General features: G+C 40.8%; 12 protein-coding genes. 2 read left to right on the top strand and 10 right to left on the bottom strand.

Annotated elements, in window-relative coordinates:
* Positions 1-24 precede the first annotated feature (24 nt).
* From sbmA to H3V00_RS01485, 5 genes are all read right to left on the bottom strand, one after another.
* Complete coding sequence (gene sbmA, locus H3V00_RS01505; RefSeq protein WP_100125337.1) at positions 25-1,227, bottom strand: peptide antibiotic transporter SbmA; 1,203 nt, start codon at positions 1,225-1,227, stop codon at positions 25-27.
* Positions 1,228-1,709: 482 nt separating this feature from the next.
* A complete protein-coding gene (locus H3V00_RS01500; protein ID WP_084551613.1) occupies positions 1,710-2,438 on the bottom strand; it encodes a 5'-methylthioadenosine/adenosylhomocysteine nucleosidase in 729 nt (242 codons plus the stop codon).
* Between the two features lie 145 nt (positions 2,439-2,583).
* A complete protein-coding gene (gene recD / locus H3V00_RS01495) occupies positions 2,584-4,365 on the bottom strand; it encodes an exodeoxyribonuclease V subunit alpha (RefSeq protein ID WP_084564710.1) in 1,782 nt (593 codons plus the stop codon).
* 35 nt (positions 4,366-4,400) lie between these two features.
* Complete coding sequence (gene lolD / locus H3V00_RS01490) at positions 4,401-5,096, bottom strand: lipoprotein-releasing ABC transporter ATP-binding protein LolD (protein ID WP_025330469.1); 696 nt, start codon at positions 5,094-5,096, stop codon at positions 4,401-4,403.
* Complete coding sequence (locus H3V00_RS01485; protein WP_078475273.1) at positions 5,089-6,339, bottom strand: lipoprotein-releasing ABC transporter permease subunit; 1,251 nt, start codon at positions 6,337-6,339, stop codon at positions 5,089-5,091. The genes lolD and H3V00_RS01485 overlap by 8 nt, the downstream gene beginning before the upstream one ends.
* A gap of 470 nt (positions 6,340-6,809) precedes the next feature.
* Between H3V00_RS01485 and H3V00_RS01480 the strand changes: the two genes are divergently transcribed.
* Together H3V00_RS01480 and H3V00_RS01475 are read left to right on the top strand one after the other, a co-directional pair.
* On the top strand, positions 6,810-9,587 hold the full coding sequence (locus H3V00_RS01480) for a flavocytochrome c (RefSeq protein ID WP_198206618.1): 2,778 nt from the start codon (positions 6,810-6,812) through the stop codon (positions 9,585-9,587).
* Between the two features lie 24 nt (positions 9,588-9,611).
* Positions 9,612-10,580 carry an FAD:protein FMN transferase gene (locus tag H3V00_RS01475; RefSeq protein ID WP_198206619.1) on the top strand — a complete coding sequence of 323 codons (969 nt, stop codon included), beginning with the start codon at positions 9,612-9,614 and terminating at the stop codon, positions 10,578-10,580.
* A gap of 75 nt (positions 10,581-10,655) precedes the next feature.
* Here H3V00_RS01475 and hisC read toward each other — a convergent pair whose 3' ends face one another.
* From hisC to H3V00_RS01450, 5 genes are all read right to left on the bottom strand, one after another.
* Positions 10,656-11,714, bottom strand: coding sequence for a histidinol-phosphate transaminase (hisC, locus tag H3V00_RS01470; protein WP_198206620.1), 1,059 nt, complete (start codon positions 11,712-11,714; stop codon positions 10,656-10,658).
* Between the two features lie 81 nt (positions 11,715-11,795).
* Positions 11,796-13,331, bottom strand: a complete 1,536-nt coding sequence (locus H3V00_RS01465; protein ID WP_198206621.1) for a SulP family inorganic anion transporter — start codon at positions 13,329-13,331, stop codon at positions 11,796-11,798.
* 30 nt (positions 13,332-13,361) lie between these two features.
* Positions 13,362-14,549 (bottom strand): 5-(carboxyamino)imidazole ribonucleotide synthase, encoded by a 1,188-nt coding sequence (locus H3V00_RS01460; RefSeq protein WP_198206622.1) that lies wholly within the window; start codon positions 14,547-14,549, stop codon positions 13,362-13,364.
* A 480-nt stretch (positions 14,550-15,029) separates the two neighbouring features.
* Positions 15,030-15,620, bottom strand: coding sequence for a ricin-type beta-trefoil lectin domain protein (locus H3V00_RS11615; RefSeq protein WP_198206623.1), 591 nt, complete (start codon positions 15,618-15,620; stop codon positions 15,030-15,032).
* A 28-nt stretch (positions 15,621-15,648) separates the two neighbouring features.
* A complete protein-coding gene (locus H3V00_RS01450; protein ID WP_198206624.1) occupies positions 15,649-16,596 on the bottom strand; it encodes a class I SAM-dependent methyltransferase in 948 nt (315 codons plus the stop codon).
* Positions 16,597-16,981: the final 385 nt, after the last annotated feature.

The raw sequence follows: 16,981 nt of genomic DNA, 5'->3' as shown, positions 1-16,981 counted from the left end.
TAGAATTTTCTAAACAATCAGATATCAATTTTTGTCATTTAGTATAGATTCAAAAGCCTTCAAACGTTTATGAATTGACAGCAACTCAATAATGGTTTTCCATGAATTAATAAGATACTGAAATGATTCACGAACATTATTAAATACGTTAAGAATTTGATTGATTAAGCCCAGAGTCATGGTACCCGCAGCAATGGATGGAAATAACATAACAAGACCATATATACCATCCAGCTGTAAATACCATATACTCACCATATTGAAATAGGCATAGTGAAAATACAGTCTGTAGTAATTAACCTTTACCCGTTCGAAAAGCTCTTTCAATGTCGCCGGCTGAGCACGTTCACTATCATCTTCCCCATATACCAGCTCTTTACGATATGCAGCTTCTACTTTTTGAATATTAAACTGAAGTCCGGGTAATTTAATACCGACCGCAACTAATAAAACTGTACCAAACAAGGACCAGCCCAGTGCTGCCCAAACCAGTGAATATTTTACTTCACCAATTATTGGTAATGCCGGCACATGGCTGGATAACTGAAACAGTAGAGGTAAAAATGCAATCAATACCATAACCGCCCGAACCAGACTGACACTCAACTCTTCTACAATAGTGGCAAAGCGCATTGTATCTTCCTGAACACGCTGAGAAGCCCCTTCAACAGTACGCAGTTTCGACCAGTTTTCAATATAGTAATAATTCATGGCTGTACGCCAGCGAAATACATAATGACTGACAAAAAAAGTATTTAATACAAATACTGTTACTGCAACCATCGCAATCTGCAAAAATGTTAGTATATTCTGATACAAATCACTGATCGGCCCACCCCCATTACTGAGCATCTTCTGAATCATATCCCAGAAAGGACCATACCAGGCATTAATCGTTACGTTTATCTGTACACTAAACCAGATATTAAAAAGAATTAAAGCAGAACCCCATATTGACCAGCGCTGCCACGGATGTTTTGCTACTACTGACCAGAAAACAGCAAAAATGATTGTAGCCAGCAAAAACCAGAGATAAAACCACAAAAATGCCGGCGACCAGAAACGCGAAAGACCAATAGTCAGAGGTTTGTCCGCATAGCCTTGCGGCCAGCCAAACCACTCTCCGGCACTCTCCCCACCACAATACCAGAGGGCAATATTCAGGCCTATCCACAATATGGCAGACGGAAAAAACCAACGTGGCTTTGGAAAAAATGAATGGAACACAATCTCATCCTGATGAAATAAATGCCGGTTAAAAATAAGCTATTATTAGTCTTAATTTTCTATAGCTGCGGGCAGCACAGTAAATACAGTTATTACATAACCAGCTATATTGTAAAGAAGCTATTAAATAGTGGCTTGTCTACAAAGTCAATTAATAATATTTAAATTGTTTATAATCAAATTTTTTCAAACAAAAATTTAATGTAATCACACAGCACCTGTATCAAATTCGATATCTGAGAAACCGGCAAAATTAAATTTTAGCAATGTCATGCTTGTAAGAAAATTTTCTGCATAAACATGCTCAATCACAGATAATCCAAATTATTTATTATTTTCTGCCAAGACTAATAAATGTCAAAAGATTGACAGTACCCAACACTATATTAAGACAATTCAGAGCAAGAAATAAAAAAACAGAGCAGTATCAGAATATTTATTTATCTGAATATCTACTCTGTTTTCAGTATCACTACTCTAATTTACTTGTTTTCAAAGGCAGATTTATTCAATCCTGAAGTAATTAAGTTGATTACCATTTGTGCAGAATTACCGGCAGCCTGTTGCAGAAACTGATCAAAGCTGACAGAAGCATTTGCATCACCATTATCTGAAATAGCACGAATAATCACAAAAGGGATATTAAGCTGATAGCAAGTTTGCGCAATGGCAGCGGCTTCCATTTCTACAGCCACAACATCAGAAAATTTTTCTTTAATCAATTGATTTTGTTCAGCAGTACCAACAAACTGATCACCACTGACAATTAAACCAGTATAGATTTCTGCACCTGTAAATACGTGTGCGGCTTTTCTGGCTGCATCAGCAAGATACTGGTTAGCGTTAAATCGTGCCGGTAATTGTGGTACCTGCCCCGGCACATAACCAAAAACAGTTACATCAACATCATGATGAGCTATTTCGCAACCTACAACAACGTCGCCAATCTGAATACCGGCTTTCAAACCACCGGCACTACCAGTATTGATAACATAATCAGGTGTAAATCTTTCAATTATTACTGCTGTTGTCAGCGCCGCATTGACTTTACCAATACCACTCAGTGCAAGTATCACTGGTACGCCTTTAATTTCACCCTGATGAAAATGAACAGCACCAGCCTGACTATCCTGCCGGTTATCCAGTTGTTCAAGCAGGTAATCCAGCTCAGGCTGCATAGCTGCAATAATGGCAATTAAAGGTTTTTGCATAATTGAAACTTTATTCTGTAACAGAATCAAACAGAATAGCATAATCTTATTTTATTCACCACATGGATGTAATGCACAACAATTTAATGATTAACAGATGAATTATTTGAACAAAACAACCAATGCGAATTCAGATTCCGCCAGCTCAGAATAAAGACAATTGCGTCTGTTTCCTCAATAATTGAACCAGAGCTGTACCTAATCCGCTATGCCGCTGCTGGTTATTTTTTATACCTTGTACTAGCTGTTTGGCCGTACCGCAAAAAGTAAACTGTTTTCTGGCTCTGGTTAATGCAGTATACAAAAGAGAACGGTTAAACAACGAATCATCAGCTGCTGCGCGCAACTGCGGAGCCAGCAACCAGACATCATCATATTCTGATCCCTGACTTTTATGTACCGTTATGGCAAAGGCTGATTCATGCTGTGGTAAGCGGCTGAGAGAAATTGAGCGATAATTTGTCCCTTCAGCAAAATAAGCGAGTAAATGCCCGCTATTATTCTGTTCAGGAAGAATCACACCGATATCACCATTGAACAGCCCCACACCATAATCATTCTGAGTAATCAGAATCGGCATACCAGCAAACCAGCTATCTGTATTTTGATGTAACTGAGTCCGTAAATAGCTTCGGTATTGCTGATTAAATGCTTCTGCATCAGTACGCCATGCAGTCAGCACCATAATATCGGTAAGATGGCTGAATACTTGAGTAATATTATTTTCAGCCACTGCCTGCCACCATAGCTGTTGCTGTGAATATAATTTGCGACACAGTACTTGTATATCAAATTGGTGCAGTTGTAACTGCTCCGGAAAACTGTTTACTGCATTAAGTGCAGCCGTCGCGTCACCGTTGATACAAGCGGAGGCCAGAGCACCAATACCCTGTGTCGCATCAAATCGGTAACTGTGAGTTAAAGTTGCAACATATTGAGCTATACCGGCATTATCGCTGACAGGAGGCAAAAACTGTTCGGGCAATAAAGCCGTAAGCTGTTTTTTCAGTTCAGGAGACAGTACTGTCGGCTGGGATAATTCAGCCAGCACATTTCCTGCGCCTACAGCAGGCAGCTGATTAGCATCTCCCAGCAAAATGATACGAACATCAGGCTTTAAAGCACGCAACAGTGCACGAAACAGAGACAAATCCAGCATCGAAGACTCATCCACCACCAGTATATCAACCGGTAAAGGATGTTCTGCATCAAATGGGCCTGTTAATAATGGAGGCTGTAACTGTAACAGGCGGTGAACCGTCTGACCTGATAAATCCGCCAGCAATTGTCTGCTGTCATCAGATAATGGCAGCTTATCCAATGCTCGTTGTAAAGCATTCGCCATATGTGCCGCTGCTTTACCAGTTGGTGCTACCAGTGCAATTTGCGGCGGGCGCGATAGATGCCAGGTATGTTTCAGCAATAAACCCAGTATTTTGGCTACAGTAGTCGTTTTACCAGTTCCGGGCCCGCCATTAATCACTACAAAATGCTGAATAAGAGCCAGTGCCGCAGCAAAACGTTGCTGGGTACTGTCGGCATCAGGAAACCAGTCCGCCAGATCAGCGGCTACATCCACATTCAAATGAACAGGCGGAATACTGGCCAATGCCAGCATAGACTCGGCTATATCCTGCTCAAGCTGCCACATTCTTCCTAAAAATAAATGATTGCTTTGCAAAATAAATGGCGTATAAGTACCAGCAGCTCCAACAAGAATTCTGCATTTACGAAGCGCCTCCGAATGCTGTCGGGGAACAATAATATAACTGTCGCCACGATTAAGCGCCCATAACAGCTTATCTGCCCATGGCTGAATAATTTCCCACTCATGCTGGGCAACCACCCGAAGCACATGCTCAATTGCAGCAAGTGCCGGATGTGCAGACTGTTCCTGAGTTTCTGCCGGATTGATAGCTTCAGCCATATTTAATCAATCAATACAACCTATACATTCATACATCAACGAACATTGAATGGTAATAATTTGCCATCTGCTACCGTCAATACTTCATCAAAACGCTGAGCAAGCTCATCATCATGGGTAACAACTACCAGACTTGTATTCAGTTCATGTTGTAAATCCAGCATCATATCCAGTACATTGCCGGCATTTTTCCGATCTAGATTGCCCGTAGGTTCATCAGCCAATATACAGGCGGGATGAGTAACCAGCGCACGTGCAATAGCAGCCCGTTGCCGCTCACCACCAGACAATTCGCCGGGGCGGTGAATCATACGCTGCTTAAGCCCTACTTTATCCAGCATTTTCTTAGCACGTTCTTCTGCCTGAGCCTTCGGTATACGTCCAATCAGTAAAGGCATCATTACATTTTCCAGCGCAGTAAACTCTGGCAACAAATGGTGGAATTGATAAACAAAGCCCAGATACTGGTTACGCAACTGACCTATGGCTTTCTGCCCAAGACGAGTAATATCTTGTCCCATCAGACGTATAGTACCGCTACTGGGTGTATCTAGTCCGCCAAGTAAATGCAGCAAAGTAGATTTTCCGCTTCCGGACGCACCAACTATACTCACACTTTGACCGCATCTGACTTTGAAATCTAAATCCTCCAGTACAGATACCTGTAAATGTCCGTCATCATAAGTTTTGCTGACATGCTCACATTCAAGAACATACTCTGGTTTATTCATAGCGCAGAGCCTCCGCCGGCTGAGTTTTGGCGGCACGCCAGCTTGGATATAAAGTAGCAACGAAAGCCAGTAATAATGAAATAACAGCAATCATACAAACATCAGAAAATTCCACATCTGAAGGCAGATAGCTTACAAAATACACTTGCGAAGGAATCAGGTGCTTACCAGTCAGATGTTCAAAAAAGGCAACGATCCGGCCAATGTTCAGCCCGAGTGTTACACCAAAAAACACACCGAAAAACGTACCGAAGAATCCGGCTATGGCACCCTGAATCATAAAAATACGCATGATACCGCCCGGCGAAAGACCGAGTGTACGCAATATAGCAATATCAGCCTGTTTTTCGGTAACAGCCATGACTAAAGAAGAAACCAGATTAAAGGCAGCTACAGCAATGATTAATAACAGAATAATAAACATCATCCGTTTTTCCATCTGCACTGCATCAAAATAACTGCGATTTTGAAAAGTCCAGTCGCGAATCCAGATTTCATTGTGAAGCTTTGCCGGCACAATATTTTGAATGACAGACGGGGCATTCTGCGGATCTGCCAGTTTTAAACGCAATCCACTTACATTATTTCCCAGCCGGTACAATTTCTGTGCATCCGTAATATGAGTTAAAGCAAGTGTATTATCCACTTCATAGATTTTGGTTTTAACTACACCTACTAATGTAAACTGCTTCAGCCGTGGCACCATACCAGCCGGCGTAACATTGCCATCAGGGGTAATAACAGTTATCTTATCTCCGATATTAGCACCCAGTGCATCGGCCAAATCTTTTCCCAGAAGAATACCAAACTCACCCGCCTTTAGATCAGCAAACCCATTTTTGGGCATACCCTGACCATAATCTGCAACTTTACCCTCCAGTGCCGGATCTATTCCGCGTATTTGCACACCACGAACTTCGCCGGCATTAGCAAGCAAAGCCTGATCAGCCACATAAGGAGCTGAGCCCAGTACTTGCGGATTACCTTTAACAAGCTTCTGCAAATCCTGCCAGTGCTGGTCCAGACTATTTTCATAAAATCCCATTTCAGCATGAGGAGCAACACTCAGGAGCTGATTGCGGATTTCTTTTTGGAAACCATTCATAACAGATAAAACAACAATTAATGTTGTCACCCCTAATGCAATACCAACTATTGATACTGCTGTAATGAATGACATAAACCCATTACGTTTTCTGGCACGTAAATAACGTAAACCAATCCATGTTTCCAGAGATGCCATGAGTACTGTATTTCAATAGAAAAAACAGATTGTACCTGAGCGCAGCAGACAAAGTCATGCTTATACAGCAAATACCTGATTATTAATATTTGTAAAAAATTAATTTTTATCTTTTCAGCACGTTAAATAATATTCAGAACCAATACTAATTTTGCTCTGCTGATAATATCTAGTTCAATAATGAAAACCGCAAAGCCGGATGTGGCTTGTATGAATCAGCATACAGTACAAACTGTTTAATATAAGAGTGGTAGTGAACAATCTCACTCATAGTCAAAGAAGTATTTAAAACTGACCCAAAACAAATTATTTACCCGATTTAACCCGCTTAATTTGATAAACATCAATGCAATATATTATATATATGTCATTGTAATAGATAACCCTTTTGCTTAATAGATGATTATTAGCGTTTACGCTACCATATATTTAAGTCTTTTTATCCCGTTCTGATGAACTCGTATCAAAATATGAACAAGCTATCTTCGCCCCTTTTCAATCCGCTGACGTTACCAAATGGTAATGTATTAAAAAACCGTTTAGTTATGGCTCCAATGACAACCTGCTGTGGTTTTTATGATGGAACTGTAACAGATAATCTGATTGATTATTATCGTGAACGTGCCGGCAGTATTGGCACAGTAATTGTTGAATGCGCGTATGTTGATACTTTAGGACCGGCTTTTCCGGGAGCAATAGGCATTCATAATGATGATTGTATCGAAGGTCTGAGCCTGTTAGCCACAGCCATAAAAGAGCGTGGTTCCAAAGCTGTTATACAAATCTATCATGGCGGACGAATGGTTGAGCCGCAATTAATCGGCGGTCAGACACCTGTCGGCCCCAGTGCGATTGCTATTCCTCGTCCGAATGCAACGGTTCCTGTAGCAATGACAGCCGGCGAAGTTGAAGATATGATTGAGAAATTCGGCGAAGCTGTCAGGCGCGCAATTGCCGCGGGTTTTGACGGAATCGAAATACATGGCGCCAATACTTATCTTATCCAGCAGTTTTTTTCACCACACGCCAATCAGCGCCAGGATAAATGGGGCGGCAGCCGCGAAAACCGCGCCCGCTTCCCGCTCGCCATACTTGAAATCAGCCGGCAAATGGCTAAAAAATATGCTTCTAATGAATTTATTATCGGTTACCGGTTTTCACCGGAAGAACTCGAAGTGCCGGGCATTACTTTTGACGATTCATTGTTCCTGCTAGACAAGCTCGCTCAAATTGGTCTGGACTATATACATTTTTCAATGGCTGCCACACTGCGGCCATCCATCATTGACAGCAATGATGAAACACCATTAATTGATAAATACATACAATTACGTTCTGCCGTACTGGCTAAGATACCGGTTATCGGCGTCGGTAATGTCGTGAATAAAACTGACGCAGAAACAGCAATGGCACATGGCTATGATCTCATCGCTGCAGGGCGCGCCTGTGTGGCCTATCCTGACTGGGCTGAACGCATTCAGAAACATAATGATTTACAGCTATCCATGAACAGCGATCAGCGTACTAACCTGAACATTCCCGAACCATTATGGCGCTTTCCGCTTATTCATAGCATGGTAAGAGAAATCAATACCAAAAAATTCCATGCCGGTACCTATCAGCAAACTGTCAGCGACGATTTTGATAACCAATTTGTCATAAATGTAGAACTGGGGCAAGACTTTATCAAAGATTTGTCTTTAGTCAATGCCGAAAAACTGGATCATGTTTCTGTACGTAATTTCAATGAAATTAAAGAACGGATTCTGGCAGCCAACAGCCCTTATGTAGATGCAATCAGTGGCGCTACATCACAATGTGATGCATTTAAAAAAGCTGTAACCAAAGCCATATCAACCTCATATAAAGTAGCGACAATTGTAGAAGGCGGTGATGCTGATGATAAATCCTGTGACGTAGTCGTCGTCGGAAGCGGCGGTGCCGGACTGGCCGCAGCTATTGAAGCACATGATAAAGGGGCTTCAGTAATTATTATTGAAAAAATGCCGGTTATCGGTGGCAATACCAACAAAGCATCCGCAGGTATGAATGCGGCTGAAACCCGCTTTCAGCAACAGGCAGGAATTACCGACCATAAAGAATGGTTTTATAACGAAACCCTGAAAGGCGGTAAAAATAAAAATAACCCGCAATTATTACACTACTTTGTCGAACATGCTCCCGCTGCAATAGACTGGCTGGATGAAAAAGGAATCCGGTTAAATAACCTGACTACCACAGGCGGTATGAGTGTAGACCGCACTCATCGTCCCGATAATGGTGCAGCAGTCGGCGGTTTTCTGATTAGCGGTCTGCTGAAAAATATTAATGACCGCGGGATAGAGGTAATGCTGGAAACCTCTGTAACGGATATTGAAATGAAGGACGGGCGCATTAACGCAGTAATCGTGCGCGACGAAGAAGGAAATGAACAACGCATCAGCACCAAAGCAATCATTATCGCAACCGGTGGCTTTGGAGCCAATGCGCAAATGGTCACCCATTACCGCCCTGATTTAGCTGATTTTGTCACCACCAATCATAAAGGAGCAACCGGTTCAGGCATTGCTTTATTACAAAAAATTGGTGCCGGCACTGTTGATATGAACGAAATACAGATTCATCCCACAGTAGAGCAAAATACCGCTTATCTGATATCAGAATCCATTCGTGGCGGAGGTGCTATTCTGATATCGCAAAAAGGCAAACGCTTTGTCAATGAACTGGACACACGTGACAAAGTATCCAACAGCATCATTGCTCTTTCTGAACATTATGCCTATATATTATTTGATGAACAGATTTGTGCTGAAAATAAAGCAGCAGAAACCTACATAAGCAATGGACTAGCGGTAAAAGCCGGCTCACTGACTGAACTTGCAGAAAAGCTGAATATTAATCTGGATTCTCTCATTACCACAGTAGAGCGCTACAATCATTTTGTAAAACAACAGGATGATGAAGATTTCGGACGTACTACCGGCATGCGTCACCAGTTGAACCAGCCATTCTTTTACGCTATCCGCATTGCACCAGGCATTCACCATACTATGGGTGGTGTAACCATTAATACGAAAACAGAAGTTCTTGATACTCATGCAGAGATTATTAAAGGTGCTTATGCCGCAGGTGAAGTTGCCGGTGGTGTACATGGGGGCAACCGCATTGGAGGGAACGCCATTGCCGATATCATTATTTTTGGTATTCAGGCCGGTGATCAGGCTGCTGCATATGCTAAAAATCATTAATTACAGATAAATACCTCATCACTTATGTCTGGTACAAGTTACACCTATAGCCAACAGTTAATGGGGACAACGGTTTCCCTGAAACTGTTCGTTGAAAACCTAACCGCAGTTTCTGCCGTTTTTAACGCTATAGAGCAACTGGAAGCTCAGTTAACGGTAAACCGCTACCACTCAGAGGTGATGGGCATTAACCATGCTGCCGGCAAACAGCCGGTAGCAGTAAGCAAACTGGTTTTTGATTTAATCAGTCAGGCTAAAGCAGCCAGCCTGTTACCTGACAGCAAGTTTAATCTGGCAATTGGTCCGTTGGTGAAATTATGGAAAATAGGTTTTAACGGACGCAGTATTCCGGAAAAGGATGAAATAGCCCGTAGATTAACACTGACCAACCCGAATCACATTGATCTGAACCGGACAAATCAAACTGTATATCTGGCTAAAGCTGGTATGGAAATTGATTTAGGAGCCATTGCCAAAGGCTATATTGCGGACATTATCAAATTGCTCTTAGCTCAATATAACATTTTTCAGGCAATTATCAATTGCGGAGGTAATGTGCTAACAATCGGCTACTCACCAATTACTGCTGATAAGCAATGGCATATTGGTTTGAAACGCCCTTTTGCCGAGGCAAACAATCTGCTCGGAATCATACATGTCGAAGACAAATCAGTAGTCACTTCCGGCATTTATGAACGCTATTTTATTTTTAACAACCAGCTATATCATCACATCCTCGATCCGCACACCGGCTATCCTCTGAATAATGAGTTGCACAGTGTAAGCATCATATCTGATAACTCATTAACCGGAGATATTTATTCAACTATTTTTTATGGCTTAGGTATCAGACAAGGGTTGAGTGAACTGAAAAAAAAGCAAAATCTTGGAGTCATATTCGTAACACGGGATAAAAAAATAATCATTCAATCCAATCAGCATTTCACATTTGAATTAACAGCAGATGATTATCAGCTCATCAGCTATTCTTAACTGCATCAACCAAACAAATACATCTTGATGATAATTTGCATCTTCCAGACTAGCAAAATCAAAATGTATATTTGTCTATGGATTCAGCATTTCTTCCAATACTTCAATCAGCCTTTGCTGCTGTTGCTGTGTTCCGACACTGATTCGTAAAAAATTATTGATTCTTTCCTGAGGAAAATGCCGAACCACTACACCATGCCGGCGTAACTCAGCAGCAATTTCCACAGCTGTTTTATTTTTATGACTTGCAAAGACAAAATTGGCCTGCGAAGGTAAAACCTCAAATCCGAGCTGAGACAGATGTTTAGTCAGCCAGATACGGTTTTCGATAACTTTGGCACAAGTTGAGCGAAAATAATTTTCATCTTCGAATGCCGCAATAGCGCCAGCTTGTGCTAAACGATCAAGCGGATAAGAATTAAAACTGTTTTTAACCCGCTCAAGTCCTTCAATCAGCTCTGCTTGCCCTAGTGCAAGACCAATCCGCATACCGGCAAGCGAACGAGATTTTGAAAGTGTCTGCACCACAAGCAAATTAGAGTAATCAGCAATCAATGCCACCGCAGATTCACCGCCAAAATCAATATAGGCCTCATCTACCAGTACCACACAGTCCGGATTGGCTTGTAATATCTGCTCAACCTGAGCCAAAGGCAAAATACATCCGGTAGGTGCATTCGGATTAGGAAAAACAACTCCGGCCTGAGCACCATAATAATCAACCGGATTAATAGCGAAGTGCTCATCAAGCGGGATGTAACGGGCCTCAACATCATATAACTGACAATAGACTGGATAAAAACTATAACTGATATCAGGTAATAATAATTGTTGTTTTCCCTGAAAAAAAGCAGCAAATGCCTGAGCCAGTACTTCGTCCGAACCATTACCCACAAAAATCTGCTCCCTGGACAAACCATAATAATCAGCAATGGTCTGTTTTAATCTATCTGCATTCGGATCAGGATATAAACGCAAATCTTCAGTAGCAGCCTGCATTGCTTTTAATACCAATGGAGAAGGCGGAAATGGATTTTCATTAGTATTCAGTTTAACCAGATTAGCTATTTTGGGCTGCTCTCCGGGTACATAAGGTTGCAGCTGTCTGGTTTTCTCACTCCAGAATTTACTCATTCTCTCTCCAGCCTGAATAAAATATTCAGTATTAAAATCTCAGAACTGACATTCATATCAACAATTATCATATTGAGCAAATCATGCTATTACAGGACCATTATTATATTTATGACATATTAACAAAGATTCAGCACTGAGGGTACTGAATTGCTCGGCTGATAAATAATCCAGCTTTTTAGCAATAAGTATACGGTATGTTTTTTCATTCAGACCACATACAAATAACATTTTTTCCTGCTGATGCAATCTACGGGCAAGAGCTTGTAAATGAAAAAATACAGTCACATCAGCATGACAGCCTGCACTCATATCCAGATATATTTTTTTAATATCCAGCGTATTAATAAGAAGATAGCTTTTATTCAGCAGCGTGCTGACATTAGCAAACAATAATATCTGCGGTAAAATGATAACCGCTTCTTGCGCAATAATCTGAACTTCAGGCAATAAAACCGGCCAGGCATGCATCCGGAGTGAATACCAGCACATTACTATCAGAGCAAAAGAAATCACCAGCCACAAACCCGTACAGACACCAAACAGAATAATCAGTATGGCAGATATACACAGCCACAATAAATCGCTCCATTGCCAGCAATATAAACGTAATTCACACCAGTTAATCTGAACACAAATAACATATAACGCAATTACTGCCAGCACAGGTAATGGTACATATGCCAGCCATGACCAGCAAAAAATCAGTGCCATAAGCAATAACATTGCTATCAGCGTATTACGCTTAATCCTGAGAACCTCATCAGCTATGTAGCCTAAACTGATTACCATACCTCCGGTGAATGCTGTCAGAATATTACTAAAACCAACCAGGCCAACATTACGCCTGAACTGATTAGATAAATACTGACAACTTTCCATATATATTAATAGTGCTATTGTGGCACTTAAAAAAAACAATAATGGCCAGTCAGCATGTACGGGATTCATAAATGGCCAGAGCTGAACATTTTGCTGAACCGGAGTAGCAATTCCGACTAGCGCAAACGGCCATATATAACTGAGAATCCATACCAGTAATAATACCCATAAAGCCTTGGGCTGAGTTTTACTTCTCCATAATACCAGCAAGGCAAATGATAAACCGGCCAAAACCACACTTGGCCAGTTCCAGCCTTGCCAATCAATCAGCAGTTCCCACATTCCCTGCCATGAACTATTATTGGCCTGCACACCTAAAATGATCGGAAAAAGCATGACAATCAGAGTCAGCGTCATACCCAAACCAATACCATGCCAGACTGGCCGTGCAATCCAGTTCAGACAATGTTTGGGTAATATCAGTGACATCAATAATAACCAGCCACCGGTAAACAGCATAAGTAAACTGGCCACAGCAATACGTTCACTGACTACACCTGCATAATAGGCTATTGCCGCCATCAGCATTAGTGCGGAAAAAGGTGATGGTGTTAATAATATTTTTTTACTACCGCCCAAAAGCAGACTGCATAACAAAGCACACATCACACCTGCAATTGCCATAGAAACAGGTAAACCGGCAATACCAGCACAGGCAAGAGCCATTGGCAGGACATATCCCAATAATTTCCAGCCAGAAGAAAACCACGCCAATGGAGACAGTTTTGTGCTCATCAGTTTCAAGGTATTATCCTTTTGTCCATATCAACAGGATTTATCTAAAGCAGTCGAGCAAGAATTTTGAGCTGAGTTTTGCAAGTGAAGATGAAGATTGCGTGCTGTCTGCCATGCCTGATCAGGGTTATCAGCCAGAACAGTAAAATGTCCCATTTTACGGCCGGGTCTCACCTGTTTTTTTCCATACAGATGTAAACAGGCAGTTTTATGATTCAGAACAGCATTCCAGTCCGGTTCGCCGTTTTCAGGCCAGACATCACCAAGAATATTCGCCATACAGCAGGGCTTTAATAAATCTGAGGCTGCCGGAGGCAAACCACACATTAATCTTACCTGCTGCTGAAACTGATCAGCAATACAGGCATCTAAAGTGTAATGACCTGAATTATGCGGCCGGGGAGCAATTTCATTAACAATCAACTGCATATCATTGCCTACAACAAACATCTCAACTGCCAGTACCCCTTGATAATTCATGGCCTGAGCCAGCTTAAAAGCCATATTTTCAGCCTGCTTTAATATAGCCTGAGGTAGCCTTGCCGGTACTAATGAGTACGCCAGAATACCATTCTTATGCTGATTTTCTGCAGGCGGAAAACACACTGCATACTGATTATTCAGACGGGCAACCACTACTGATATTTCAGCACGTAAATCTACTTTTTTTTCCAGCACACAGCGCACATGCTGCAATTGAGTAAAAGCTTCACGCAATTCAGCGATAGAATCAACTGTTTTTTGTCCTTTTCCGTCATAACCCAAAGTGGCTGTTTTCAGAATACCCGGTAACAATTTTTTCAGAGAATCATTAATATCAGATTCCGTGCTGATAACAGTATAAGGCACGGTAACCAGACCGGCGCGGTCAATCCATTCTTTTTCCTGTTGCCTGTCCTGAGCAATTGCAACACAATCACCCGAGGGCGATACAACCGTATATTGTGCCAGCCAGCGCATTGAATCAGCACTTACATTTTCAAATTCAGTCGTAACAGCAGCACATTTGGCCATATGCTGCAAAGCATCAGCATCATCGAATACAGAACATAAATGTCTGTCAGCAAACTGTGCTGCGGGCGCATTCGGATCAGGATCCAGAACCGTTACCTGATAACCCATTGTTTTAGCAGCTACCGTAAACATTGCACCCAGCTGGCCGCCGCCCAGAATACCCAGCATCGCCGGCGGCAGAATACAGGAAGAAAAACGAGACATAGTGGTATTAAATTACCTTACCAAGAATATAAATAAAATTAGCTGAAATCAAAAATTCCTGCAATGAAAGTCATCAGTATGAAATCGCCTTTTCTCATACATATTCGTTATATTTCTACCTGATAAATCAGATTAATAGCTTAATTACTACTTATTTAACAGCTATTATTCCACCAGTGAAACCACTGAAACAGGCAAAGTTTACACAGGTAAAACATAAATAAAACTAATGTCCGTATTTATGATTATGAATATAAAAACAAATTTTTCCAAAAATTTAAAGCAATTTCATCAAGCATTATCTTAACATAATAAAATATAACATTACATAAACATGCAGAATTATATTTAAGTTAAAATTGTTTACTTTTACTAAACTTATCCATTAAACAAAAGATTACAAACATAGATTCGCATTATAAAATATAACAATAATTTTTATTGGATATATTTATTATATTAACAAATCTGTAAACAGATTTAATGAAACTGCTGACTTTTATCATTACTGCAAGGCCGCAATTGTAAATGTCCTTGTGAACCATCTACACATAAATTACTGTTTCTGTCACGAATCTGTCTGCCTGTAAGCAACCAATTATTGTTCCTGTCCGGTTCACAGAAAACTGTCCCTACTGAATGATTTTTCACCGCAAGACAACGATTATTCAGCCACACTTGCCCCTGATGAAAATAAAAAGCCTCGCTGATTTCACCGCCGGCACAGGAATCGAGTGCTACCGACTGCCAGACCGAAGACATGCCATCATTACGCAGACAGCCATGGCTTACCGGCCGTAAACTAATACTGGATGCAATAGGATAAACCGGAGGATACGGAAGTGCAGCAGGATAAACCGGCGTATCCGTATAAATCACTGTTGCACCGGCAGGAGCATTAATATGTACTGTTTTATTAATGGTTGTAGTTGATGAAACGGGTAAATCGACATAAACATGACGTTCGCCACGACCTGAATGGTAGATAACAGCGGCCTCAGCTACAGAAAATAACCACTCTGACAAACTCAATACACCAAAAACTAAAAATAATTGTATAGCCCGAATCATTTTTATCTCCCGCAAATTGACCTTTTGATTAACGATGCCGGATTTCCCAACATTGATGAATACGAGTATTGCGAAAATCTTCAGGTATTGTTTTTCTGGAAATATTATTTACATCATAACGTTGCTCCAGAACCGGATTTAAAGTAAAACTACGCAGATTATTTGAAAAATACAAACTACCCTGTTTCGATAATAAACGCATTGCACCATCTATCAGTTTTTCCTGATCCCGCTGAATATCCAGAATATCCAGCATTTTCTTACTATTTGAGAAACTTGGCGGATCCATTACAATCAAATCAAACTGTTTGTGATCTTCAACAGCTTTCTGCAAATATTGAAATACATCAGCACGAACAATCTGATGAGCCTGCATATCCAGCCCGTTCAATTCAAAATTTCGTTGTGCCCATTGCAGATAAGTATTCGAGAGATCTACAGTTTCGCTGAATAAAGCACCGCCAGTTGCAGCATATACTGAAAAACTGCCTGTATAAGCAAATAAATTCAAAAATCGTTTTCCCGCCGCTATATTGCCTATTTTCTGGCGAGTATTACGATGATCAAGAAATAAACCTGTATCCAGATATTTATCCAGATTCACCCAGAATGCACGCCCATGCTCATGAATTACAAAATCCGTACCCGTAACACCAGTTTTTTCATACTGATCTTTACCTTTTTGCCTTTGTCTTTTTTTCACATGAATATGTTCTTTCGGCAGACCAGTCACAAATAAAACAGCCTCCACTACTTCAGCCAACCATTTTTCATAGTCTGTCTTATGCATCAACCAGCCCGTATCATATTCTTGTAAATGTACATGATCGGCATAAATGTCAGCAGCAAATGGATACTGTGGAATATCCCGGTCATACATACGCCATGCCTCTATATCCTGACGTTGTGCCCATTTACGTAAATGCTTAATATTTTTGCCCATACGATTGACAAAAGCACCAATATCTTCACTCATAAATAAAATTTTACATTTCTGCAATAAATACACTAACAGTCACATTGTAACGGAAAAAACCACAGAAACCTTCGCACATTTACATATATAGATATAATAGTGCTCTTGCTTAAAAAGACCATATCTCTTATAATTAAAAAGATAATATTTGAAACCATCGTTTGCAACCTTATTAAATACGGCGAATTCATTATTACTTTAATAGTTATGTAATGCCGCTCTCCCAACACTCGCAGCAATGCGTACGTTGTCTGGTTGTTGTCGATGTATAAAATACCTAAACACACACGCTTACGACAACCAATTGCTATCTTTCCTTTGTTATTTTCTTTTTGGCTTAAGCTAGCAACAGTTCCCTGTAATCTAATTTCACATCAATAAACTA

The organism is Snodgrassella sp. W6238H11 (genome assembly GCF_016100525.1).
Classification (GTDB): domain Bacteria; phylum Pseudomonadota; class Gammaproteobacteria; order Burkholderiales; family Neisseriaceae; genus Snodgrassella; species Snodgrassella alvi.
Note: the sequence above shows the minus strand (reverse complement) of the source record. Positions and strands in the feature narration are given on the sequence as shown.